The organism is Candidatus Saccharibacteria bacterium oral taxon 488, from assembly GCA_005697215.1.
Classification (GTDB): domain Bacteria; phylum Patescibacteriota; class Saccharimonadia; order Saccharimonadales; family Saccharimonadaceae; genus Nanosynbacter.
The window spans coordinates 371551-393773 of sequence record CP040003.1 but is presented as its reverse complement, the minus strand read 5'-3'; the positions used below and the strand labels follow the sequence as shown (position 1 = coordinate 393773).

Here is a 22223-nt window from a genome sequence, read left to right as displayed (position 1 = left end):
AGACTTGACAGTCTGCTAAAAAGCAGACTTTTAAATTGGGAGAAACTATGGCTCAAAAAAACGCAGCAGAATCAAAGACGAGGGTTCGCCGCATTACCGCGAAAGATGACGAGACGAAGCAGCCGTCACCACATAAACCAAAATCAACCGCACCCACCAAAAAAACGGTGACAGCGACTGGCACGTCACCCAAACAGCCAAAAACCACGGCCAAAAAATCAGGCGACGTTGGCTACTTCAAGGGCGCGTGGCAGGAGCTCAAATTGGTGCGCTGGCCGACTCGCTCAGCCACCTGGAGCATGACGGCGGCGGTGCTGGTGTTTACGTTGATATTCGTGGTGCTGATATTGCTGCTTGACGCCGGCTTTAACTGGGGCTTTAATCAAATTTTGAAATAGGAAAGGGAATTTATGTCATCAAATCGCTACGATTCAACTCGCTCGTGGTACGCCATTCACACCTACTCGGGCTACGAGGAAAAGGTTGCTGAATCCATCCGCCAGCGCATCAACGGCGTCGACATGGCCGACAAAATCTTTGACGTCATGGTGCCGAAAGAAAAGCAAATTCAGATCAAAAACGGCAAACGCAAGGTTGTCGATGCCAAGATCTTTCAGGGCTATGTGCTGGTCGAGATGAAGCTGACCGACGAGACCTGGTACATTGTCCGCAACACGCCGGGCGTAACTGGCTTCGTTGGTGCTGACACCACGCCAACACCGGTGTCCGACAAAGAAATTACCAAAATCAAAAAGCGCATGGGCGTCGAAGAGCCAAAGCATCAGATCGATTTCTCGGTCGGTGAAGTGGTCTCCATCATTGACGGGCCGTTCAAGGGCTTTGATGGGTCAATCGCAGAAATTGACGCTATCAAGGGCAAGATCAAGGTCATGGTCAGTATGTTTGGCCGCGATACGCCAGTCGAGTTGGACGCACTGCAGGTCAAGAAAGTCTAGCCGCCTGATCATCTGGACGTGCAGCGATACACCGTCAGGCTACCAGACATCTTTGGCTTCAACTACCTCGCTACTTTTGGCGAGGTAGTGTTGCGTAGCAAAGAGGACTAGCGCCACCGTAATCATCCCCAGTAGTACCGCCGCGATCGGCCACTGCCTAGCATCATACATCGCCATGATCAGCACTGGCACCGTCCCGATGCCACACGCCAATATCTTGCCAAATAACAAGGTCGCCAGCGTCACTTGGCTGTGACATAATCGAATGCTGCGCTTCAATAGATACGAGCCGCAGCGCCCCAGCCAATACGGCAGCATCACCACCACACCCAAAACCGCCACTGTCATCACCGACATCAACATCAGCTGCACCACCTGAAGGAGAAACGGTACCGCACGGGGCGTCGTATCGCCCGGCGTAGTGGGCGGGGTGGACGCGGGCTGGACTGTCTCTGGCGATACACCGAGCTGCATGAGTAGGCCACTACGCGCCAGCCACAACAACCCAGCACCGACGATAACCGCATAAGTAAAAATCAACAGGCTGTAAGCGAGCGCCCCAAACATATTGATGAGGCGACGAACTGGCTTGATACTGCGAGCGTTCATGCTTGTATTCTAGCACAATTTTCGTTATAATACAGTGGTTACGCACGGAAAAATAAGAGGAAACTATGGCAAAGAAAGTTATCGGTAATCTAAAATTACGCATCCCTGCCGGACGAGCAACCGCCGGGCCACCAGTCGGCTCAACCCTCGGTCAGTGGGGGCTGAACATGATGGATTTCATCAATCCATTCAACGACGCCACCAAAGATATGATGGGCAAGGACGTTATCGTCCACATTCAGGTGTTCGAAGACCGCACCTTTACGTGGAAGTCGCTTGGTCAGCCAGTCGATGACATGATCCGCGAAAAAGCCGGCATTCAAAAGGGTTCAGGCAAGCCGCACGCCGAGAAAGTTGGCACAATCACTCGCGCACAGCTTCAGGAAATTGCCGAAGCAAAGATGGATCAGCTAAACGCCATCGACATCGAAGGCGCGATGAAAGTCGTTGCTGGTTCCGCTCGCTCAATGGGCGTAGAAGTCGCCGCCTAATTTACACCTGTTCATCCAAAATTGCTCCCTGCCGTGGGAGCAATTTTATTGTGGTATAATCATTTGGTGATTACCAAAAACTTACTTGATACTGCCGTTATCGAGGCGCTACGAGCTGACAAACTCGTCGTGGCACCGACTGACACCATTTATGGCCTGCTCGTTCGAGCTGATAGCCCGAGGGCAGTTGATGAGCTGTACCGCGTACGCCAGCGTGATCATACTAAATCCTGCATCATCCTGCTTAGTAGCGCCGACAACATTCCCGAACTCACCACCAAGCAGCGGCATATCTATGACCAGCTGTACTACGAACGACCGACCACTGTTGCCGCCAAGGTTAGCCCAGACGTTATGCCGCACCTGGTGCGTACTGATGCAACCTTAGCCTTTCGGGTCGTGCCGCCAGAGACAGCATTATCCGAGCTAATTCAATGTGTTGGCCCACTACTCGCACCAAGTGCTAACCCCGCGGGGCAGCCACCAGCCGCCACAATCAACGAGGCGATCGCGTATTTTGGCGATCAGGTGGCTGTCTACGTCGACGGCGGGGAAATTAAGGGGGCAATGCCTTCACGGATCATCACATTTACCAACGACGGGCAAGTGATCACCCTGCGGCAATAATTTCCACTACAGCCAACCAGGCGCCCGACGTCTTGTCTCGTAACCTATGAACTACGACTGCTTGAACGGCCGCACCAGCTCTAGCTCTGGTCGCATCTCGGCGATGCGCATCAGCTCGTTGTACTTGGCGATACGCTCTGAACGCGACATCGAGCCGGTCTTGATCTGACCCGTACCGAGCCCGACCGCCAGATGAGCAATTGTCACGTCCTCGGTCTCACCCGAGCGGTGGCTCATCACCGTATTCCAGCCGGCCTTTTTCGCCATCATCACCGCCTGAATCGTCTCGCTCAGCGTGCCAATTTGATTTGGCTTGATTAAAATCGCGTTACCAGCCTTTTCAGCGATCGCCCGATCCAGTCGCATTACATTCGTCACTAACAAATCATCACCGACCAGCTGCGTCGTCGAGCCAAGCTCCGTCGTCAGCGTCTGCCAGTCGTGCCAGGCTTCCTCATCCAGTCCATCCTCGATTGACACCACCGGATACTCAGTCCGCAACTGCTTGTACATCTTGATCATGCCATTCACGTCGAGCGTGCGATGCTCCGTCTCCAGCCGATACTGGCCATTGCCCTCATGGAATTCGCTCGAGGCCACGTCAAGAGCAAAGGCAAAGTCCTGCTCCAACTTGTAGCCAGCCTGTTGAATCGCCCGTGCCAGCAACTTGACCGGCTCCATATTACCGCCGCGCACATGTGGCGCGTAGCCGCCTTCATCGCCAACAGTCGTCGGGTAGCCCTCGGCCTTGAGTACCTTCGCCAGCGCGTGAAACACCTCGGCGCTCATCCGCATCGCGTCCTCGAACGTCGATGCGCCGACTGGGATGATCATGTATTCCTGAATATCAGTCGCACCGAGCGCGTGCTGCCCGCCGTTCATCACATTGATCATCGGCATCGGCAGGCTCATCGTGCCAGCATTCGCCAGCTGATTGACATAGACGAAAAGCTCAATACCCTTAGACTCAGCCGCCGCCTTGGCAACTGCCAGGCTGACCGCTAGGATCGCATTCGCCCCAAGCCGCCCCTTATTCAGCGTGCCGTCCAGCTGTCGCATCCGCTCGTCAACCCGATGTTGCGCAAATGGATCCATGCCGCGCAGCGCCCGCGCAATCTCGGTGTTGACATGCTCGACCGCCTTGAGCACGCCCTTGCCGCCATACGCCAAGTCGCCATCACGCAGCTCAACCGCTTCGTGCGAACCAGTACTGGCACCTGACGGCACTGCCGCCCGTCCGAATGAGCCATCGCTCAGCCGAACATCAGCCTCCACCGTCGGATTGCCCCGAGAATCTAAAATTTGTCGTGCGTGAATGTCTGTGATTGTGATATTGTTCATGTCTTTAGTATAGCAGAGAAACCGTATGCACCTAAATAAGGTTAACGTAAGCTACGGCGAAAGATGCGGCGAAAGCTAGACAACACGTTACCGAAACCGCTGCGTCGTTGCCCCCTAAGAATGTATGCTTCTTCCCGGCTAAAAGAGCCAGGCTGGTTTACGATATCACTATCACAGAATAAAGCAGTGACCGTACTCCGCCTGCCAGCCCCCGTAGCTGCAACTGGTCCATCACAGACCTGTGTCATATCATCAGCAGTTTTCTGAGCTGCCTCAGCAATGTTTCCTAGTAGTGCTAACTTATTAGCGGCATCTTGACGATCCCTTCCCAATACATTAGCCGCTAGATACTGAGCCTCGGCCGGGAACTGCCCAGCAACCTTGTCCAAACGTTCCTGTGCCTCCATGATCTGCTCCGCCCACGGCTGCAATCTTGACGCGGCATTAGAAAGTTCGGCTTGTAGACGACACAGTGTTGGACAGTTCGAGCAGCGCCTCGGTACACGCAACTCCGGCGGAACAACCCCATCCCCTAGACCAGCACCCTTAACAATCCTCTCGAAATCATTTTCATATCCACCACCCGCGCAATTACTTTCAAATCTACTCATGCTCATACAATATCATATTTAATCTATTTTTACAATATATCCGTCGTACTTCACCGCCCAAGCAGCCTATGCTTGCCTCGATAAAACCAGTAGTATATAACTAATCCCATGGAACACGACCGACTAAAAGCGACCCGAATAGATTTACTCTCAGAGCTGCACAGTCCATCATTTTGGCGCAATGTCGCAAGCATCAACCGAGACCTCGCCGCATATAGCAGTGAAAAACCAGGCGATATACCGCCAGGGTATCACCCCGACAAGCTAACACAAGATTTCTCGACATGTTATTTCGACCCGCAGTACCTCGGCGAAACAGCCACCGTGACAATCGCTCACGAATTACCAGACGGTGGGCTCGGTGTTGAACAGGTGAGTGGCGAGCTAGGACCGTTTACTTATACAACCGTTTCGACTGAAGAGTGCGTTGCCAGTGTCGATATCACCACCGAACAACGCGTCGTCGCACTAGCAATTGGCGAGAGAGCCATCCCGCTGTCACCAGAGACCTTACTACAACTTGATGTCGACAAATTGACCTCAAATGAAAAACCTAGAGATACGCTCTCGTATATTTTGAGCCAAGTCCGTGAAATTGACGTCCTACTAGCGAAACGACGCTATCAGATCGCTTCGCCCGAAGAGCAGGCCATGCTCATCCAAAATACGCTCGACAATATCAACAACTATCTCGACGCCATCGCTAACGATAATACTGTGTCAATCGTAACGCTACACCCCAACCTAAGATATGATAATAACACTATTAGCGCTCAATACATTTCCGTAATAATGGAGGACAATTATCCACATTTTGCAATAATCGACCTCGACGGTGCTTCTCATACTATCTCGCGCGATAATATCATTGACATTGAAATAACTGATGAATCGGTCGACACCAGTGAAAGAATCGACGTTATTAATTTCTTAAATGATGAGGCAGCGCGAAATATAATATATAAAATTGAAGATGCGGCGGCTTATTCTGATGAAGATGATTTTGGCGAACTAATGAAAGACCTCGAGACTGTCGTCGGTAGCGATTTTTGCGAAAACGGTGTATTTTCTGGACAAGGTATTATATACCGACGACTTCCTTCAGGCGATATCCGTGATGAGGTCACCTCATTTACCCAACTGCAATCCGACGGATTTGATATGTTCAAGGTAAATGGCAGGGAGCGACTGGTTATCGTCTTAGAAAATATTGACGACGAATCACCCGACGATTTACTCTTTATCATTCCTGATGACACACACCTCACCAAATGCATTCGTCAGAATAAACCGAATATCGTAACGTCTAAACCCGACCGTGACTTGATTGAAGATCTGCATAACACCGCAGCCCTTGCAACTGAGCTCATTGAAAGCAACGAATTCATCAACGCCCGTCTCGGGCAATAGCAAAAAATGCTCGAGGACGTTATCGACGAGACACGATCAGAGCTAAATCATATTTTTGATACGTTATACCGAGGAAATCTGGTATCCTGTATGGCGAACAAGTATTGGGCAATCGACATCAACGTCTACGAGTCAGGCTCATACTCACCAGAGGAAATCGCTGCACTACCGGCCGCGATGTCTGAACCTAGCGAGGAGCCGTTCGAGGTTTGCGGCGACACCATCAGCCTCGTCATACCAGAGATAGCCGAGCGCGAGGAAAAGATAACTTCAATAGCAGATTTCCCGCTCAGCCAGGGACAGCCAATGCTGCAAATCAAAGACGCGAGCGGTAGGGGACTTGTTTATTTTGTACCGATCGAGAGTGTGTCTGGCATTATGCCTTTCACTTGGAGCGATGAGACAAAAGACTAGCCGCAAACACCTCATTATGCTATAATTTCACTATTATCAAATCAATGCTGGGAGGCAGATTCGCCCGAGATCGCGAGTCGCCGCTTGTACCACAGAAAGGATTAGTATGGCCAAGAAAGCCGAGCTGCTGGAAAAAGCAGCAGAACTACAATTAGCAGTCAGCGACAAGAGCACTATCGCTGAGATTGAGGCAGCGATTGCCGAGGCTGAATCAGGCACGCCTGAGAGCAGTAAGCCGCACGAAACCAAAGACAAAGACGTCATCGCCGAGCGCGAGGCTGTCATTGCCAAGGCCGGCAAACGTAGCCAAAAAGCCCTCGACGAGGCTGCTGAAAAAGCCGAAAAAGAAGCCCGTAAAGAGGCCGGCGACACCACGCCACAGTCCGACGACGCCGAAGCTCATGTTAAGAAAGGCCCGAAGCCAATCACGCGTCCACGCCTGGAGCGCCGCGGTAAGAAGTATCAGGAAGCTGCGAAGAAGATTGAGAAAAATAAACTGTACAGCCTTGACGAAGCGTTGAAACTGGCGACTGAGACCAGCCCGGTCAAGTTCGACGCCAGCGTTGAAATTCACGTTCGCCTGGGCGTCGATCCGCGCCAAGCCGACCAGAACGTCCGCTCGACGGTAGCGTTGCCGCACGGCACCGGTAAAGACGTTCGCGTGGCGGTTTTCGCACCGGAAACCGAACATGCCGCCGCTAAGAAAGCCGGCGCTGACATCATCGGCGATGAGGAATTCCTGAAGCAATTGGACAAGGAAGAATTGAACTTTGATATCTTAGTCGCCACTCCGCAATATATGCCAAAGCTTGGCAAGTACGCCCGGCTGCTCGGCCCGCGCGGTTTGATGCCAAATCCAAAATCCGGCACCGTCGCCACCGACGTCGCTAAAGCGGTGTCCGAAGCCAAAGCCGGCAGGGTTGAGTACCGCGTCGATAAGCAGGCCATCGTCCACTTGGCGATCGGTAAAGTGTCGTTTGGCGCCGACAAACTGGCGGAAAACACCCGCGCTTTCCTCGCCAGCCTGAACACCCAAAAGCCGTCCAGCCTTAAGGGCATTTACGTCAAATCTATCGCCGTTGCCACCACTATGGGGCCGAGCGTAAAGGTTGAAAATTCACTGTAAAACCCAGTTTCTATACAAACGCGCTTCACACCTGAGGCGCGTTTTATATTGCAATAACCGTGTAGTATGGTATAATAATCAAATGAGTGAACTATTACCGAATGCCGAAGCTCAACCTGAAGCTGCCACCAATAACTAGCGTAATGAGGCAAACTGTCTCGGAAGTGACCCAGACATGTTCTTTCCAGACTCTAAAGATAAACGATACGCCAAAGACGCTCTCGCGGTTTGCCGTAAATGCGAGGTCAAGGATGACTGTCTCGATCACGCGATTAAGAACGATGAAAAATATGGCATCTGGGGCGGCATGACACCAGCTGGAAGAGATGCACTATCTAGAACCCGCCAAAATAGACGAACCCGTAGCCGTCTACGTAGAAATCAATAAAAATTAACTCTGAATCGCCTTGCATCCCGTTGTCATTTCTGCTACAATTCTAATGAACATTACCAAAGACAGCGCGCGACCGAGGGGAACTGAGGTATAAAAATGCCGCCGAGGGATGAAACGAACAGTTTTATTTGACGTCTTTGGTAGTGCGAGGATCAAAGACGTTTTTGTTTGCTCGGCTAATGCCCAGAAAACGAGAACCAGATTTTTCACTACCGCACGTTAACAAATCGGTCGAATCACACAAGAACCAATCAAAGAAAGGATTTTTATGGCAATTTCACGCGATAAAAAACAAACTTTGGTTGCTGAACTAACCGAGCTTCTGAAAGACGCCAAAGGTACGGCATTTGCGCGGTACCAGGGGCTGAGCGTGGCTGAATTGCAAGAACTGCGCAAGGCCGCCCGCGAAGCAAACGTCGTCATCAAGGTGGTTAAAAACCGTTTGGTATGCGTAGCATTGCAGGGCGTTGACGACTACAAGGAGGCCGAGACTGACTTATTGGTTGGCCAGTTGGTTTACGCCATGAGCGCTGACGACGAAGTCATGCCAGCAAAAGTTTTGGATACGTTTGCAAAGACACATCCAGCACTGCAGCTGGCCGGTGGCTTCTCAGGTGAAGGCTTGAGTATCAACGAAGCTGACATCAAAGCGCTGGCAGGCTTGCCAAGCAAAGACCAGCTCATCGCCGAAGTGGTGGCGCAACTATTGTCACCAGTCCACGACACCGTGGGCGCACTTGGCGGCAATTTGCACGGGCTCTTGGACGGCATCGAAGCCAAAGCTGCGGCTTAAGTTTAGCAATCAATCATCTCGAGTTATTTGATCTTCATAAGTCTCCGTGTAGCGATTGCAGCCCGAGCGCCCCTGAAGGCGCCCGGCGCGAAAAGAGGAGACGTTGAAGATTGGATAACTCGAGATGATCACTAATTAATAATCTAAGGAGAATACTATGGCTGATATTAAAAAATTGGCTGAAGAACTGACCAAATTGACAGTTCTGGAAGTTAACGAATTGAAAAACCACTTGAAAGAAGAATACGGCATCGAGCCAGCTGCTGCAGCAGTGGCTGTTGCTGGTCCAGCTGCTGGTGGCGAGACTGCCGCAGAAGACGAGAAAACTGAGTTCACCGTCACCCTGAAAGACGCGGGCGCTCAAAAAGTCGCTGTCATCAAGGCAGTCAAGGAAATCACCGGCTTGGGTCTCGGTGAATCAAAGGCCATCGTTGACGGTGCACCAGCACCGGTCAAGGAAAAGGTGTCAAAGGACGAAGCTGAAGCTGCCAAGAAGACGCTCGAGGACGCAGGCGCTAGCGTTGAGTTAAGCTAATTTTTGCGTGAAACGACCGATTGTTTTCGTAGAGAAATGCCGCCCGGAGCTTATACCACGGGCGGTGTTTTATTGGCAAGGGTAAAAATTACCACATTTTTACCTGGCTATCTGTTGTCCTTGTGGAAAGACGAGCCGTTGGCCGATGCGAATCGACTGGCGGGACTTGCACACTCACATAATTAGTGCTATATTACTCTCACGTACTATCAAAAATAGACAAGGAATGCGAGCCATATGTCTGATTTACCGGAAAAGCAAGTGAAGCGCCTCAGGACGCTCATCCAAGAAGCAGAAACCAACTTAGCGGCGGCCAAGGAGCTGCTGATCAGCATCGTTGGTGACGATGGGCAAGTCGTCACGCCAAAAACCTCGTCGGACGATGTTGCCGGCAAGGTGATCGAGGGTGTGTTTGACGGCCAGATGATGATGGGGCCTGATGGCAAGAATTATCCAATCCCGGCGAACTACGCCTCAAAGTCCAAGCTCGTCGAGGGTGACATCTTGAAATTAACCATCGCCGAGGACGGCAGCTTTATCTACAAACAAATCGGCCCGGTCTCGCGCAAACAAGTCATCGGCACGCTCGTCCAGCACGACGGCGTTTACTACGTCGAAGCCAACGGCCGTGAATATCGCATCCTGCTTGCCAGCGTCACGTTCTTCCGCATCGAAGTCGGCGACCAAGTCACCATCATCATCCCTGATGACAATCCGGACGCCACCTGGGCAGCTGTCGAAGCGCCGCTATAGACCGTTTTTGACATTTGAGGCCGTCCCGGGTGGTTACCGGGCGGCTTTTGATATAATGGTGCTATGTCTGGGGAGTTTTTGCTAAGCTACGCCAGCTTTGATACCGAAAACCGGCCATTTCTGGAGTGGCAGGTTGACGGCAAGACTGAGCGTGGTGATGTTTTGGGGCAGGAGTTGTCGCTCGAGTTTGATTTCTCGAGCAAATATTGTACCGGCTGGGTGAATTTTGAGAATCATTGCGGCCAAGCGTGCCCAGAGCAGGCAATAGCGGAGACAAAATATGAGAACTGCATCAAATGCCGTGACCGAAGAGGGTTTAATCCAGCATTTTATCATGCTAACTCGCTGTCAGCCCGGCAGGAAAAGATTAATCAAAACCCGCACTTCGTCTATCTGGCATATTTCGCGCCGGGGGTTATTAAAGTCGGTATCTCGCAGGAAAAGCGCGGCATTCGGCGGCTACTGGAGCAGGGGGCACGGCTGGCGTTGAAATTAGAGACGTTTTCTTCGGCCTTGATTGCTCGGCAGTATGAGGCGAAAATTGCCAGTCTAAGTGGCATCATGGAAACAGTAGCCGCCAGCAAAAAGCTGGGGCTGATCAGACGGCCGCTCAATACTGCGGCGGCGGAGCAGGCCCTAGCTGACACGCTGATACGCATTCAGCAAAAACTGGGGCTGGATTTTCCAAACCGGACGCTCATCATGTGCGAAGATTATTTTCATACGAACGGCCGCGACCTTAGTAGTGTGATTGATATGACGGGGCATAAAACCATGGCTGGCGTCGTCATCAGCGTCATCGGCTCGGTACTCATCACCGACTACGACGGACAGCTACTGGCATACAACGTGAAAAAATTCATCGGCTACCAAGCCCAGGCAGTTGACGGCGCCATTGACATCGCAATACCCAGCACACAGCTGGCGCTGTTTTAATGTGTGTTCGCGAGACAAGTCGTCTTTAGATCAACCGTCAAACGGCTTACTAATTCCGCACTTTGCGCTATAATACATAAGTAATGAGTCAAGCACTGTACCGCAAATATCGCAGTCGCAGCTTGGACGAGGTGTTGGGGCAAGATCACGTGACCAACATTTTGCGCCGAGCACTGGAGCAGGGGAAAATCGCCCATGCGTATTTGCTGACGGGCCCGCGCGGCGTGGGAAAGACCAGCGTGGCACGCATTTTGGCGCATGAGATCAATCAATTGCCGTACGACGAGGATGCCTCGCATTTAGACATCATTGAAATTGATGCCGCCAGCAACAACGGCGTCGACGACATCCGCGCCCTACGTGAAAAAGCCCAAGTCGCACCGGTTTCCGCGCCGAAAAAAATCTACATCATCGACGAAGTCCACATGCTGTCCAAACCTGCGTTCAACGCGCTGCTCAAAACGCTGGAGGAGCCACCAGCACACGTAGTCTTCATCCTCGCCACCACCGACGCCGACAAGCTGCCCGCCACCATTCTCAGCCGCGTCCAGCAATTTTTCTTTCGCCCCATCTCAGTCGACATCATGGCGCGCCAGCTGACGGCCATCGCCGAGAAAGAGGGCTTTACCATCGAGGCAGACGCTGCTCGGCTGATCGCTGAGCGCTCACGCGGCGGGTTTCGCGACGGCATTAGTATGCTTGATCAATTGTCAGCATTAGCCAGCACGGGCAAGCCGCTGAGCGCGTCGGACGTTGCTCAATACCTGGGGTTGAGCGCCACGGAGACGCTGGAGAACCTGCTGGAATTGTATCAGCAGCACGACGCGCCTGAGGCGCTGAACCTGCTGGGCGAGCTAGAGAAGACTGGCACCGATCCGGTCGCCCTATCTCATCAATTATTATCACTGCTGCGAGCACGCTTACATCAGCGGCCAGAGTTAATTACATTGGTCAAGCAGCTGATTGAGGTTGATCGCCATCCGCATCCGGATTTGAAATTATTGACGATATTTATGGATGGAGCTGGGGGTGTAGCTTATAAATCACCCGAGGCCGCACCCACGCCGACCGCGAACCCAGAATCCGCAAACAAACCACCAGTGGTTATTTCTAAACCACCGGTAGAGAAGCCAGAGCCGCCAGCAACTACTTCAAAAGCACCAGCCCCAGCAGCCCAGCCACCAGAAAATTCGCTAAAAACCACCCTAAAAAATAAGCAAGCTAATAACTCTGCAGATAAAACAGCATCAGACGCCGCCCCGGCAGGCAGTCAACCGGCACCAGACAGCCCGCCAAATTCCACCGCCACAGACATCGACTGGGATAAGATTATCGCTCTGGCCAAAGAACAGTCGTTCGCTATTGCGACATTGTTGCAACACTGCAGCTGGCAGCGAAACGGCAACACCTTGACCCTGTACGCCGGTAATGCCTTTACCAAAAAGAAGTTGGATGATGCGAAAAATCGTCCGCTTATTGCGACAATTGTGCAACAAGTCGCCGGTACCGAACTGGATATTGCGACAATCGGACAAAAAGCCCCGCCCAAAGACGCCGAGCTTGCGAAAATTGCCGAGCTAATGGGCGGCGGCGAAGAAGTTAACCTGGAGGAATTATCATGAGCGAAAAAACACAAGCTGATACCCTGGCGGGCAAACTGCCGCCCCAAAACCTGGACGCTGAAAAAAGTCTACTCGGCGCGGTTCTCATCGACGAGGAAGTCCTGGCGGATGCTTCAGAAATCGTCAAACCGAACGACTTTTACGATAAAAACCACGGGCTGATTTTCGCCGGCATGATGCGGCTGTTTGAAAAGCACAAGCCAGTCGACCTCTTGACTCTAACTGATGAATTAAAGCGCAAGGACGAGCTGGAGCTCATCGGCGGCTCGGCGTATTTGACGGAACTCACCAACTACGTGCCGACGGCAGCGCACGCGGCGGCGTACGCCGAAATGGTGGCGCAAACAGCGGTGCGGCGGCGCTTGATCAAGGCCAGCAGCGGCATCACCGAGCTCGGCTACGATGAATCGACGACGACCCAGGAATTATTAGAAAAAGCCGAGGCCGAACTATTCAGCGTCTCCGACCAGTCATTGAAACAGGATCTGGTCAGCCTGGAAAGCATTTTGACCGACAGCTTTGACCGTATCGAGGAGCTTCACCGCAACAAGGGCAGCCTGCGCGGTATGCGGACTGGCTACCGCGATTTGGATACCATGACGGCGGGGCTGCAAAAGTCGGATTTGATTATCCTGGCGGCACGGCCAGCCATGGGTAAGACCACACTGGTGACTAACCTAGCGTACAACGTGGCAACGATCGAGAAAAAGCCGGTGCTGTTTTTCAGCCTGGAGATGAGCAAGGAGCAGCTGACCGACCGCATGCTGGCGGATGCGGCCGGCGTTGATAGCTGGAATATTCGTACCGGTAATTTGAGCGGCGATGATTTTGAAAAATTGTCCGAGGCCATGGGCGAGATGGCAGAGGCGCCGATTTACATCGATGACACGCCGGGCCTCAGTATTTTGGAGATGCGCACCAAAGCTCGCCGCTTGGCACACGAGGGCGAAATCGGCCTGATCATCGTCGACTACCTGCAGCTGATGCAGGCCACTAATAATCACAACGGCAACCGCGTTCAGGAAGTGTCGGAAATTTCCCGTGGCCTGAAGCTAATCGCTCGCGAACTCAACGTACCGCTGATCGCCCTCAGTCAGCTGAGCCGTTCAGTTGAGTCGCGCACGCCGCCAATTCCACAGCTAGCCGACCTACGTGAGTCCGGCTCCATCGAGCAGGACGCCGACATCGTCAGCTTTATCTACCGTCCAGGCTACTACGAACCAGACAACCCAGAAGTCCAAAACATCACCGACCTGATAATCGCCAAGCACCGTAACGGCCCGGTCGGCAAGATTCAGCTCTATTTCCATCCAGAGCGCCTGCGTTTTATGAGCTTGGATCGCAAGCATGACTAGAATTGTGCTATAATCAATACCAATGAAAAAGCACAAACTCGCCGACTCGGCTGTCTATCGCTGGCGCTATTGGCTGGGCTACATGGCGCTGATTGTGCTATTCTGTGCGGCCATCACCGCCGCTAGTTTGTATGCCCCAGGCGGCGTGACCGAGGCGGAAATTGAGGCACTTGATACTACCAATGCCATTTCGCCGAGTCACCTCGGCTCGTTCGCCCAAACCAACTTGCCATTCCACCTCTTGCAGCGTGGATTGTTCAGCTTATTTGGCGTCACCATCTATACCATCAAGCTGCCGTCACTCATCCTGTCGTTCATCGCTGCCATCGCCGTGTTTTTCCTGCTGCGGCGCTGGTTCAAGCCCAATGTCACCATCCTGTCGCTCGTCATCATGACAGTCACTGGCCAGCTGATCTTCTTTGCCCAAAGCTTCACACCGCACATCCTCTACATCACCTACGCCGCACTCATCCTCCTCTTCGCTAGCCTAATCGTCCAGCGCGCTAAGGGCTCGGCCCTGTGGCGGCTGCTACTGGCGGCGACGGTCGGCCTGAGCCTGTTTACGCCGTATTTTTGGTATATTCATCTGACGCTGCTACTGGTAGCGCTGATCCACCCGCATACACGCTACGCACTACTCGCCAAACGCAATCGCTTCAAGTGGCTGCCAGCGATTATCGTTCTCGCGCTCACGAGCGCGCCGGCAATGTTCCTCGCTGCGACGCATCATGATCTACTCAAAGCACTAGTCGGTATTCATAGCCTTAGCTGGGCGCTGGTCGATAATTTGCGGTTACTGCTGTATCATTATCTCTGGGTCAAGCCAACCGTTGTCGGTGGACAGATCGCACCGGTACTCGACTTTTCGGCGCTGTTTCTGATCGTGCTTGGTCTGTTCAAAACCATCCAGCACCACCATACCGCGCGTTCGTACATGATCAGTGTCTGGCTGCTGTTGAGTTTGCCGCTACTGGTGCTGCAGCCATCGATGACCAGCATTATCATCTTGCCGCTATTTATCCTGCTGGCCGTTGGTGTCGAGGCACTGCTCAATCAATGGTATTCGCTATTTCCGCGCAATCCTTATGCCCGCATCACCGGCTTATTGATGCTGATGGCGCTCATCGGCGTGATGGTGCTCTCGGGCCTCGACCGCTTTACCAATGGGTATCGTCATTTTTCAGGTGCAGTACATAAATTTAGCACCGACTTGCCACTACTACAAAAAGCCATCGCCGGCAGGCAAAACGTCGTTCTCGTCGCCAACCCGCACGAGGCGCCGCTCTACGAAACCGTCGCTCGCTATAGCAAGCACAAACTCGCCGTCAATCAACCAACCACGGAGAGCGCTACACTCGTCATCACCCGCGCTGAACAAATGGCTCACCCCAACACTGACGGCTGGACACTCGAGCGCATCGTCACCAATAGCCACGCCGAGCGGGCTGACCGCTTTTACCTCTACAAATTGGCGAAAAAATAGCGTATAATGAAAAAGTAAATTCAAGGAGGAATTAATAATTATGGCGTTTGACCAAGTCAAGATGTTGCAGCAACTGCGCAAGGCCCAGAAACAGCTCGGCAAAGAAATCATTGAAGTAGAGGCCGGTGACGGTGCAGTGATCGTCCAGATCACCGGCGAGCTGAAAATTAAGTCGATCAAGATTAATCCAAAGATGGTTGACCTCGATAATATCGAGCAGCTGGAGCACTGGATCCAAATCGCAATTCGCGACGGTCTAGCCAAAGCGCAGGAAGTTGCTGCCGAGACGATGAAACCGCTGATGGGCGGGCTGGGCAACTTGCCGTTCTAATGAAACCGACGATTTTGCCGGCGGCGCTGACGACGCTAATTGATGAGTTTGGCGGGCTGCCTGGTGTCGGGCCGCGAACCGCCGAGCGCTATGCCTATGCCGTACTTCGGCGTGACGCTAGGCGAGCTGAGCAGCTAGCGCGGGCGCTGGATCGGCTGCATACACGCGTCAAAACCTGTCCGGTCACGTTCGCCTTGATTGATCATGATCAAGAGGTGTCGCCGCTATACCAAGACGAGTCGCGCAATCGCCGCTTGATTTGCGTGGTCGAAGAGCCACTGGACATCGTGGCGCTGGAGCGGACGGGGCAATATAGCGGCACCTATCACGTGCTGGGCGGCGCGATTTCGCCAATTGATGGCATCGGCCCGGAGCAGCTGCATATCCCCGAGCTCATTGAGCGGATCAAGCATGATAACGCCGAAGAACTGATCATCGCCACCAACGCGTCGGTCGAGGGCGAATCAACCGCGCTCTTTTTGCAGCGCTACCTCCAGGAGGCCAGCCTCGCCATCACCATCTCGCGCCTCGCCCGCGGCATCCCCGTCGGCGTCGACCTTGAATACGCCGACCAAATCACGCTGACGCATGCGCTGGAAGGACGACGAACGCTGTAGCTTGCTAAGGCCATCCTGCTTTTGCTACAATACAACCATGAAACCAGAGGTGGGGAAGGTACGCGCTGAGGATATCGCGGCATTTTTAGCGAAATTTGACGATATCGAGGAAGCGATTGACGCAATCCGCAACTTTGCTCAGCCAGCTGTTTCGGCGGGTTTGGTTGATTTACCTCCAACCGCCAAGTCCAGCCTGACTACTAAAACTATTACACCGTATGCTGCCGCGCAAAAACGCTCCAGTAGCTGCCACATCGCCGTAACCGACCTCGCCAAATCTTACCGCGTCGGTCGCCAAACCATTCCAGCGCTCGGCGGCATTAGCCTTGATATTTTCGCTGGCGAATTCGTAGCCATCACTGGTGCTAGCGGCTCGGGCAAAAGTACTTTACTGCAGCTTATCGGCGGGCTCGACAAGCCGTCCACCGGTCAAATCCTCATTAACGACCAGCCGCTCAGCCGCTTGTCTGACCGGCAACTGTCGCGGTTCCGATCGCGTGAAATCGGCTTTGTCTTCCAATCATTTTATCTGCAGCCATTCCTAACCCTGTCCGCCAATCTGGAAATTCCCGCCATGTTTGCCCGCATCAAACCCAAGCAGCGCCGCGCCCGCGCCCAGGAACTCGCCGAATTGGTCGGACTAGCAGACCGGATGCACCATTTGCCGCGCGAACTTTCCGGCGGTCAAATTCAACGCGCTGCCATCGCCCGCGCCTTATTCAATCGCCCGAATATTTTACTCGCCGACGAGCCGACAGGCAATCTGGACAGCGCCAATTCCGACCGCATCATCGACCTGTTTCATCAAATCCGCCGCGAACTCGGCACCACGGTCGTTATCGTTACGCACAATCCAGACATCGCTGCAGCGGCCGATCGTGAAATCCGCCTGAAGGACGGGAGAATAGCCGATGCTTAGAATCACCGATTCGCTGCGGCTGGCTGGCACCAAACTCCGAGTGCGGCGCATTCGCTTGTCCATCACCGTGGTCGTGTCCGGGCTGCTTTTCGCGGCGCTGCTGGCGGGGCTAACTATGCTAATGGGTGCTCAGCGGAGCGTTGAGGAGTTTGATCGAGGCAGCCTGAATAGTCGCTATTTAGTAGCGCAAACCGCCATTCGGCCAAATAATATTGAATTTACCTCAAATCTAACTGCTCGCGCCGAAGCCGAGCGCACGCAAATGATTAAGGACAAGCAGGCGCTGGCTGCCCGCCTCGGCCTGCCATACGACCCCAAATCCGAACCACCAATCATGCAGTCATTTCCTGATAGCCCGCCGTACCCGAACAACCAGAGCGTCATTGTCCAGCGGCTTATTCGCCAGGAGACCGCCAAATTACCGCGCCTCACAGCGGACGCGCAGTGGCAATTTGCCCGCACCCGCGGTGCCGTGCAGCAGTTTAGTATTCAATCAATCGCCGCCAATGGCATGCTAAATTATATGAAGCGGGGAATTGAGTCGTTTGACGACAAGCGCCAGCAAAACAACCAGCCGACCCCGCTGGAAGAATTTAAGCAGCAATTCAGCAGTATAACCGCCATCGACCAATCGCTACTGGGCGGCTATTTGCTGTCTGGCGCCAGCGCCAAACCCAGCGAGATTCCGCTGATCATCCGCTACCAGGACGCTGAAGCGCTGCTCGGCCTCAAGCCGCTGGATAAAAATGCCAGCAATGACACGCAACTAGCACGACTCAAAGAATTGCGCCAAAAAGCCGGGCAGTTGACATTCAGCGCCTGTTATCGCAACCTGGCTTCGCAAGAATTGCTGCAAACCGCCAAACAACAAATCCAAGCCGCCGCCAATCAAGCTAAAAAACCATCCGCCGATTATGTCAAACCAGACCGCGAATACGCCATGCCGTCCGCTGATTCTTGCGCTGCGCCGGCCGTCGTTAAGGATAATCGCTCAGCCGAAGCCAAGCGCACCGAGGCTAACCAGCGCCAATTTGATCAGACCTTCGGCTCAGTCCAGCCCGAACCCGCCCAGGCCAAATTTACTTTCCACGTCGTCGGCCTGATGCCGGACGGCATTGAAGCCGCCCAAAGCGACATCGGCAGCTTCTTACAGCAATTCTTAAGCGCCCGCCTGTCATACACCTGGATCATGCCGCGCGGCTCAATGACCACCGCGGCGCAAACAGCGCTTGAATCAACTATTCAAACCGCCAACAATGATCAAGGCGGCGCCAATAGAGACGAGACACTAGCTATCTACGAATTCAGTGACCCCAACAAAGCTCGCAGCTACCTGGCAGCCGCTTCTTGCGGCGAAGGGAATTCTGGCGGCACGGAAATAACCGATTTATCCGCGCAACCCGAACCCACTGAAGCCTCCAAAACCCAAAAATCTAACAAGTCAATCTGCCTGCCGCACTACGTAGTATTCGCATCGCCCACCGGCAGCAACTCGCTCGTCAATTACGACGCCATGGAACGCCTCAGGCCAATCATCATGTGGACATTCATCGGCGTGACGATCATCGCCGCCTTTATCTTGCTGATTATCATTTCCCGCACCATCGCCGACAGCCGCAAAGAATCCGCAGTTTTTCGGGCGCTCGGAGCAACGCGGCTTGATATAAGCCAAATTTATTTCGTCTACACCATGATCGTGGCGCTGCTCACTGCACTATTCAGTATCACCGCCGGACTAATTGTCGTATATATCGCCGACAATGTGTTCGCTGGTCAAATCACCGCGACGCTGCGCATCGCCATGACGCCGAAAGATTTGGCGACAACTTTCCGATTTTGGACGATTGACTGGATGGTCATCGGCGCGGTCGCACTTAGCATCATCGCTGCTGCCGTGCTAGCGTGCCTGATACCGCTCATCCGCAACACCCGACGCAACCCGATCAAAGATATGCGAGATGAGTAGTCTCACCACACTACCGAAAATCCTATCTGCTATAATAAGACTATGTTTGATACCGCCGAGCAACTCATCCAATCCGCCAATAACATCGTCATCATCCAGGCCGAAAACCCTGATGGCGACAGCCTGGGTTCTAGTTTGGCGCTAGAGGAAGTGCTCAGTGATTTGGATAAAACCGTGACGTTGTATTGTCCGGTCGACATCCCCAAATACCTGCGGTACATCCGCGGCTGGGACCGGGTGGTTGGCGATTTTCCGACCCGTGCCGACCTGGCTATCATCGTGGATACCAGCGCTGACGTGTTGCTCAGCAAGGTCTTAGAAACGCCGGGGGTGCGGCACTTTTTGGAAACACACCCAGTCTTGGTCGTCGACCACCACACCGCCGAGTCAACCCTGAGTTTTGAGCACACCATGCTCTCTGACACCGTGGTGGCAACCGGGGAATTGCTCTACCAATTGTTCACCCACGCTGGTTGGACTATCAACCAGCAAGCGGCGGAGAATTTGTTGATCGCCATCATGTCTGACAGCCTGGGCCTCACCACACCAAACACCACCGCGTCGACCTTCCACACGGCTGGCGAATTGACCAATTTCGGCGCTTCCAACGCCGAAATTGAGGAGCGGCGGCGCGAATTTATGAAAAAGTCGCCGGAAATTCTGGCATACAAAGGCAAGCTAATTGAGCGAATTGAATATTTACTGGACGGACAATTGGCACTGGTACACGTGCCGTTTGAGGAAATTCAAGCCTACAGCGACGCCTACAACCCCGGCGCGCTGATCGGCGACGAACTGCGGCTAGTCGAAGGCGTGGCGCTCAGCTGCGTCATCAAAACCTATCCTGATGGCAAACTAACTGCCCGCCTGCGCGGCAACCTCCCGATCGCCGATACCGTAGCCGGCTACTTCGGCGGCGGCGGCCATCCGTACGCGGCTGGTTTTCGCGTATACGAGGAGTATGACGAGGCCGTGCGGGAGTTGGTGACGGCGACGGATAAGGCTTTGCGAGAAGTGGAGCAGGACTAAAACTTATACGGTTACTATATAACACGCCGCGATCGTAACGGGGGTGATAGAAATATTACACCACATTATTGACAAAAACCCTTGACGTTTTGTTCTCGTATTGATATATATATCAGCCTTTCGTGCAATTTCGCACTGGGTTCGCATTTGACTCGTGCCATGTGTCAAATGTGCCGTTTGCGAGAAGGTCCATTCTCGCCCGACTCCAAAAGGAGTTTACTATGGCAACTGGACGTCCCCAAAAGGGATTGAACAGCAACAGGAACCACCACGACAGCTTCGGCCAGAGCGGCCAGCAGCGATTCGGTGGATCCCCGGGAAGCCTGCCGAAGGTGACCTTCAGCGGGCTCCCCACCTCCAAGTCGTCGACCCCGAAGGCCGACGCTCCTAGGTCGCTGACCAACCGTAGCGACTCAGGAACCTCGAACGACAAGGCTCCGTTCAAGAGCTTCTGAGTTCGAGAAGACTCCGCCCTGGCAGTGCAATCTGTTGGGGCGGAGTACTCACCCTGCTACAATAAACCCATGATCCACAAACTATATTCCGCTTACAACTTGCCAGCCGATCACGATGTTTGCCATTTGTTTGAGCATTTGGTTATTCGGCGGTTCTTACGAGCGGCAGAAAAATCTGGTAATGAGCGCGCCTTTATTGGCGAATTACATGGCACAACATCCGAATCGAGCGTCTTTTTTGACGTCGCGTTCTTTACTCGCGAATCAATTACGTTATTTGAAAAAGTCATCGCTGACGTAAAGCCGTTTGATTTATCCATGATTCACGAATCCGTCGCCCATATCGAGGCGGAGATGAAAGCAAGCGTTGTCATCTGGGATGAAGCCGAATTACGCAAACAACTGGCTCGCTGCCAAAAAGCTTTCGCCAGCCGCCGCTCCGCTAGACCTGACAAAATTACCGAACCAGTCAAAAGCCCGCCGCTAGAGGTTGATGATCAGCCAGATAATTTCATAGACATCACGCTGACGATTGAGGCTCCCGACGCCAGTGAACAGGCAACCGCCGCCTTTTTCTGCATGTATCCGATACTACTCGACCTAGCACGCAATGCGTGCTTTGACCGAGTCTCGGCCTATCCGTCCAGCCATAGCGAATTCACCGCCTACCATGACGGCAATTCGGTCAGCCAAATCTACACCGTGAAAAAATCTTTCGATTGGCAAGGCGCGGGCAAAACAGCGCAAAACTATCTACGAACATTTAACCCCGCGCCGTATGCCGACCACCTAAACAACCTCGCCAAAGCCTTCAAAACCGACCCACTCTACAACCCCGCACCAATTTATTTTTACCAGAAAACCGCCGCGCCGCTGACAAAGCATGAGCTAGCGAAGGCCATCACCGCTGCAAATTTGCGGACGATTTTGAGAGCGATAACGGTGACCATCTCCGCTACGAAAGATCTGGGCGAGTCATGATTAGCGACCCGGCATAGCGCGGGGAGAGCGGAACAGCCACTCACAGAAAGCACCGGCTACTATTTTCTATAAAAAGTTATCTATGATCATAACAGGGGTGAGAGAAGATATTATATCACATTTTTGACAAAATCCATTGACATTTTATTCTATTAGTGATATATATATCAGCTTTCAGCTCAGAGTTTAGTCTAAGGGCGGAAGTCGCCCTTTAGCTTTGAGCTTTCTTACGAGGAGGATGTATGTCCAGATCTGAGCTCGCCGGCTTCGTGATGGGTACCGTTTTCTCCGCCGCCGGCGCCATGTGGGGGTGGTTGGGAGGCTCCTGCGCCGACCTCGACCCCTGCGTGGGAGTGAGAAACTGCACCCAGAATGATAGTTGTTTCGGAACGTGGGTGTTTACCCTAGCGGCCCTAATCGGCGCCCTCGCAGTGTGGACGGAGGTGAGGGAGCGCCTTAAAAAGTAAAG

General features: G+C 53.2%; 24 protein-coding genes and 1 pseudogene. 22 read left to right on the top strand and 3 right to left on the bottom strand.

Translation table 11 applies throughout. The features are described from left to right. Nucleotides 1–47: 47 nt before the first annotated feature. Nucleotides 48–398 (top strand): preprotein translocase subunit SecE, encoded by a 351-nt coding sequence (gene secE / locus FBF24_02000; GenBank protein QCT40660.1) that lies wholly within the window; start codon nucleotides 48–50, stop codon nucleotides 396–398. 12 nt (nucleotides 399–410) lie between these two features. Then, nucleotides 411–956, top strand: a complete 546-nt coding sequence (gene nusG / locus FBF24_01995; GenBank protein ID QCT40659.1) for a transcription termination/antitermination protein NusG — start codon at nucleotides 411–413, stop codon at nucleotides 954–956. A 39-nt stretch (nucleotides 957–995) separates the two neighbouring features. Here the strand turns inward: nusG and FBF24_01990 are convergent, their stop codons facing one another. After that, nucleotides 996–1565, bottom strand: a complete 570-nt coding sequence (locus tag FBF24_01990; protein QCT40658.1) for a hypothetical protein — start codon at nucleotides 1563–1565, stop codon at nucleotides 996–998. Nucleotides 1566–1630: 65 nt separating this feature from the next. Between FBF24_01990 and rplK the strand changes: the two genes are divergently transcribed. Together rplK and FBF24_01980 are read left to right on the top strand one after the other, a co-directional pair. Beyond that, nucleotides 1631–2056 carry a 50S ribosomal protein L11 gene (gene rplK, locus FBF24_01985; GenBank protein QCT40657.1) on the top strand — a complete coding sequence of 142 codons (426 nt, stop codon included), beginning with the start codon at nucleotides 1631–1633 and terminating at the stop codon, nucleotides 2054–2056. A 21-nt stretch (nucleotides 2057–2077) separates the two neighbouring features. Continuing rightward, complete coding sequence (locus FBF24_01980) at nucleotides 2078–2683, top strand: L-threonylcarbamoyladenylate synthase (protein QCT40656.1); 606 nt, start codon at nucleotides 2078–2080, stop codon at nucleotides 2681–2683. Between the two features lie 51 nt (nucleotides 2684–2734). On the opposite strand, the gene FBF24_01975 is transcribed toward FBF24_01980, so the two are convergent. Together FBF24_01975 and FBF24_01970 are read right to left on the bottom strand one after the other, a co-directional pair. After that, nucleotides 2735–4024, bottom strand: a complete 1290-nt coding sequence (locus FBF24_01975) for a phosphopyruvate hydratase (GenBank protein QCT40655.1) — start codon at nucleotides 4022–4024, stop codon at nucleotides 2735–2737. A gap of 41 nt (nucleotides 4025–4065) precedes the next feature. After that, a complete protein-coding gene (locus FBF24_01970; GenBank protein ID QCT40654.1) occupies nucleotides 4066–4635 on the bottom strand; it encodes a hypothetical protein in 570 nt (189 codons plus the stop codon). Nucleotides 4636–4743: 108 nt separating this feature from the next. Here FBF24_01970 and FBF24_01965 point away from each other — a divergent pair, with 108 nt between their 5' ends. From FBF24_01965 to FBF24_01880, 18 genes and pseudogenes are all read left to right on the top strand, one after another. Then, nucleotides 4744–6045, top strand: a complete 1302-nt coding sequence (locus FBF24_01965) for a hypothetical protein (GenBank protein ID QCT40653.1) — start codon at nucleotides 4744–4746, stop codon at nucleotides 6043–6045. 90 nt (nucleotides 6046–6135) lie between these two features. Further along, complete coding sequence (locus FBF24_01960; GenBank protein QCT40652.1) at nucleotides 6136–6459, top strand: hypothetical protein; 324 nt, start codon at nucleotides 6136–6138, stop codon at nucleotides 6457–6459. A 106-nt stretch (nucleotides 6460–6565) separates the two neighbouring features. Beyond that, nucleotides 6566–7585 carry a 50S ribosomal protein L1 gene (locus tag FBF24_01955; protein ID QCT40651.1) on the top strand — a complete coding sequence of 340 codons (1020 nt, stop codon included), beginning with the start codon at nucleotides 6566–6568 and terminating at the stop codon, nucleotides 7583–7585. A gap of 82 nt (nucleotides 7586–7667) precedes the next feature. Next, nucleotides 7668–7973: pseudogene (locus FBF24_01950) on the top strand (WhiB family transcriptional regulator). Nucleotides 7974–8247: 274 nt separating this feature from the next. Beyond that, on the top strand, nucleotides 8248–8772 hold the full coding sequence (locus FBF24_01945; GenBank protein ID QCT40650.1) for a 50S ribosomal protein L10: 525 nt from the start codon (nucleotides 8248–8250) through the stop codon (nucleotides 8770–8772). 157 nt (nucleotides 8773–8929) lie between these two features. Further along, nucleotides 8930–9307, top strand: coding sequence for a 50S ribosomal protein L7/L12 (locus FBF24_01940; GenBank protein ID QCT40649.1), 378 nt, complete (start codon nucleotides 8930–8932; stop codon nucleotides 9305–9307). 237 nt (nucleotides 9308–9544) lie between these two features. Continuing rightward, nucleotides 9545–10060 carry a hypothetical protein gene (locus FBF24_01935; GenBank protein QCT40648.1) on the top strand — a complete coding sequence of 172 codons (516 nt, stop codon included), beginning with the start codon at nucleotides 9545–9547 and terminating at the stop codon, nucleotides 10058–10060. A gap of 63 nt (nucleotides 10061–10123) precedes the next feature. After that, nucleotides 10124–10996 carry a DUF2797 domain-containing protein gene (locus tag FBF24_01930; protein ID QCT40647.1) on the top strand — a complete coding sequence of 291 codons (873 nt, stop codon included), beginning with the start codon at nucleotides 10124–10126 and terminating at the stop codon, nucleotides 10994–10996. An 83-nt stretch (nucleotides 10997–11079) separates the two neighbouring features. Continuing rightward, the gene (dnaX, locus tag FBF24_01925) at nucleotides 11080–12618 is read left to right on the top strand and encodes a DNA polymerase III subunit gamma/tau (protein QCT40646.1); all 1539 of its coding nucleotides are present in this window, start codon (nucleotides 11080–11082) and stop codon (nucleotides 12616–12618) included. Beyond that, nucleotides 12615–13973 (top strand): replicative DNA helicase, encoded by a 1359-nt coding sequence (gene dnaB / locus FBF24_01920; GenBank protein ID QCT40645.1) that lies wholly within the window; start codon nucleotides 12615–12617, stop codon nucleotides 13971–13973. Before dnaX ends, dnaB begins: the two co-directional genes overlap by 4 nt. Nucleotides 13974–13995: 22 nt before the next feature. Then, nucleotides 13996–15456 carry a glycosyltransferase family 39 protein gene (locus FBF24_01915; GenBank protein ID QCT40644.1) on the top strand — a complete coding sequence of 487 codons (1461 nt, stop codon included), beginning with the start codon at nucleotides 13996–13998 and terminating at the stop codon, nucleotides 15454–15456. 40 nt (nucleotides 15457–15496) lie between these two features. Further along, a complete protein-coding gene (locus tag FBF24_01910; protein QCT40643.1) occupies nucleotides 15497–15787 on the top strand; it encodes a YbaB/EbfC family nucleoid-associated protein in 291 nt (96 codons plus the stop codon). Next, nucleotides 15787–16404, top strand: coding sequence for a recombination protein RecR (recR, locus tag FBF24_01905; GenBank protein ID QCT40642.1), 618 nt, complete (start codon nucleotides 15787–15789; stop codon nucleotides 16402–16404). The genes FBF24_01910 and recR overlap by 1 nt, the downstream gene beginning before the upstream one ends. A gap of 37 nt (nucleotides 16405–16441) precedes the next feature. Next, nucleotides 16442–17323 carry an ABC transporter ATP-binding protein gene (locus FBF24_01900; GenBank protein QCT40641.1) on the top strand — a complete coding sequence of 294 codons (882 nt, stop codon included), beginning with the start codon at nucleotides 16442–16444 and terminating at the stop codon, nucleotides 17321–17323. Further along, a complete protein-coding gene (locus FBF24_01895) occupies nucleotides 17316–19289 on the top strand; it encodes an ABC transporter permease (protein QCT40640.1) in 1974 nt (657 codons plus the stop codon). The genes FBF24_01900 and FBF24_01895 overlap by 8 nt, the downstream gene beginning before the upstream one ends. 42 nt (nucleotides 19290–19331) lie before the next feature. Next, entirely contained in the window at nucleotides 19332–20318 is a 987-nt protein-coding gene (locus tag FBF24_01890; GenBank protein QCT40639.1) for a hypothetical protein, read from the top strand. 221 nt (nucleotides 20319–20539) lie between these two features. Beyond that, on the top strand, nucleotides 20540–20773 hold the full coding sequence (locus FBF24_01885) for a hypothetical protein (protein ID QCT40638.1): 234 nt from the start codon (nucleotides 20540–20542) through the stop codon (nucleotides 20771–20773). Between the two features lie 69 nt (nucleotides 20774–20842). Then, nucleotides 20843–21754 carry a hypothetical protein gene (locus FBF24_01880; protein QCT40637.1) on the top strand — a complete coding sequence of 304 codons (912 nt, stop codon included), beginning with the start codon at nucleotides 20843–20845 and terminating at the stop codon, nucleotides 21752–21754. Nucleotides 21755–22223: the final 469 nt, after the last annotated feature.

Excerpts from the sequence above, each read along its gene's own strand:
- FBF24_01890 (QCT40639.1), top strand. The coding sequence starts at position 19,332 with ATGTTTGATACCGCCGAGCAACTCATCCAATCCGCCAATAACATCGTC.
- rplK (QCT40657.1), top strand. The coding sequence starts at position 1,631 with ATGGCAAAGAAAGTTATCGGTAATCTAAAATTACGCATCCCTGCCGGA.
- FBF24_01970 (QCT40654.1), bottom strand. The coding sequence starts at position 4,635 with ATGAGTAGATTTGAAAGTAATTGCGCGGGTGGTGGATATGAAAATGAT.
- FBF24_01960 (QCT40652.1), top strand. The coding sequence starts at position 6,136 with ATGGCGAACAAGTATTGGGCAATCGACATCAACGTCTACGAGTCAGGC.
- FBF24_01895 (QCT40640.1), top strand. The coding sequence starts at position 17,316 with ATGCTTAGAATCACCGATTCGCTGCGGCTGGCTGGCACCAAACTCCGA.
- FBF24_01910 (QCT40643.1), top strand. The coding sequence starts at position 15,497 with ATGGCGTTTGACCAAGTCAAGATGTTGCAGCAACTGCGCAAGGCCCAG.
- FBF24_01965 (QCT40653.1), top strand. The coding sequence starts at position 4,744 with ATGGAACACGACCGACTAAAAGCGACCCGAATAGATTTACTCTCAGAG.
- nusG (QCT40659.1), top strand. The coding sequence starts at position 411 with ATGTCATCAAATCGCTACGATTCAACTCGCTCGTGGTACGCCATTCAC.
- dnaB (QCT40645.1), top strand. The coding sequence starts at position 12,615 with ATGAGCGAAAAAACACAAGCTGATACCCTGGCGGGCAAACTGCCGCCC.
- FBF24_01945 (QCT40650.1), top strand. The coding sequence starts at position 8,248 with ATGGCAATTTCACGCGATAAAAAACAAACTTTGGTTGCTGAACTAACC.
- FBF24_01940 (QCT40649.1), top strand. The coding sequence starts at position 8,930 with ATGGCTGATATTAAAAAATTGGCTGAAGAACTGACCAAATTGACAGTT.
- secE (QCT40660.1), top strand. The coding sequence starts at position 48 with ATGGCTCAAAAAAACGCAGCAGAATCAAAGACGAGGGTTCGCCGCATT.
- FBF24_01915 (QCT40644.1), top strand. The coding sequence starts at position 13,996 with ATGAAAAAGCACAAACTCGCCGACTCGGCTGTCTATCGCTGGCGCTAT.
- FBF24_01885 (QCT40638.1), top strand. The coding sequence starts at position 20,540 with ATGGCAACTGGACGTCCCCAAAAGGGATTGAACAGCAACAGGAACCAC.
- FBF24_01975 (QCT40655.1), bottom strand. The coding sequence starts at position 4,024 with ATGAACAATATCACAATCACAGACATTCACGCACGACAAATTTTAGAT.
- FBF24_01955 (QCT40651.1), top strand. The coding sequence starts at position 6,566 with ATGGCCAAGAAAGCCGAGCTGCTGGAAAAAGCAGCAGAACTACAATTA.
- FBF24_01880 (QCT40637.1), top strand. The coding sequence starts at position 20,843 with ATGATCCACAAACTATATTCCGCTTACAACTTGCCAGCCGATCACGAT.
- FBF24_01930 (QCT40647.1), top strand. The coding sequence starts at position 10,124 with ATGTCTGGGGAGTTTTTGCTAAGCTACGCCAGCTTTGATACCGAAAAC.
- FBF24_01990 (QCT40658.1), bottom strand. The coding sequence starts at position 1,565 with ATGAACGCTCGCAGTATCAAGCCAGTTCGTCGCCTCATCAATATGTTT.
- FBF24_01900 (QCT40641.1), top strand. The coding sequence starts at position 16,442 with ATGAAACCAGAGGTGGGGAAGGTACGCGCTGAGGATATCGCGGCATTT.
- FBF24_01935 (QCT40648.1), top strand. The coding sequence starts at position 9,545 with ATGTCTGATTTACCGGAAAAGCAAGTGAAGCGCCTCAGGACGCTCATC.
- dnaX (QCT40646.1), top strand. The coding sequence starts at position 11,080 with ATGAGTCAAGCACTGTACCGCAAATATCGCAGTCGCAGCTTGGACGAG.
- recR (QCT40642.1), top strand. The coding sequence starts at position 15,787 with ATGAAACCGACGATTTTGCCGGCGGCGCTGACGACGCTAATTGATGAG.